This is a genomic window from Salinicola salarius, assembly GCF_002179555.1.
GTDB lineage: Bacteria > Pseudomonadota > Gammaproteobacteria > Pseudomonadales > Halomonadaceae > Salinicola > Salinicola salarius_A.
The window spans coordinates 1-612 of record NZ_NHOU01000138.1 but is presented as its reverse complement, the minus strand read 5'-3'; the positions used below and the strand labels follow the sequence as shown (position 1 = coordinate 612).

The 612-nt window shown below is 66.3% G+C and carries 1 pseudogene; it reads right to left on the bottom strand.

Features of this window, described 5'->3' with window-relative positions:
* A pseudogene (locus tag CCD76_RS19505) lies at nucleotides 1-612 on the bottom strand (IS1380-like element ISPsp9 family transposase); the annotation flags it as partial.

Genomic DNA, 612 nt, shown 5'->3' with positions numbered 1-612 from the left:
GGTCATCGGGGCGTTCCTGCACCACCAGCACTACGCGCCGCGGTGCCGACCAGGAGCCGGCTTGGTACTCCAGATCGTGGCACCACTCGCGAGGCTGCTCGGGTGGCCGGCCGGGTGGCCGCTTCAGGAGCGGTGCTGCCAGCTTCTGTAGACCGGTGTGACTGCGCAACCGGCCCAGGTATTCGATCTCCCGATCCTCCAGGGCCTCCAGCGTCGCGTTATCGGTAAAACCGGCGTCGATGCGCACACGAACCTGTGCCCCGGTGCTCTCGTTGAGTCGTCGTACCAGATGCGGGATCCAGGTGTCGGCGTTCTCTGCCGGGCCGGCGTTGCCCTCGCGCAGCAGGCCGCCCACCATGTCGCCGGTCTCCGCCAACGATGCGACCAGCGGCGAGTAGATGCGGGCCCCGTAAAGGCCATGATAGGCCGACCCGCCCTGATGGCCATGCACCTCGATCGGCAGGCCATCAATGTCCAGCGTCAGCTGTTTGGGACGTTCACCGTTCTGCAGCGAGGTCAGGCGCCAGACCACCAGCCGCAACAGGCCTTCGTGCACGGCATCGATATTGTCGTTACGACCGAGGCAGCTCAGCAGCCGCGACAGCGTGGCTT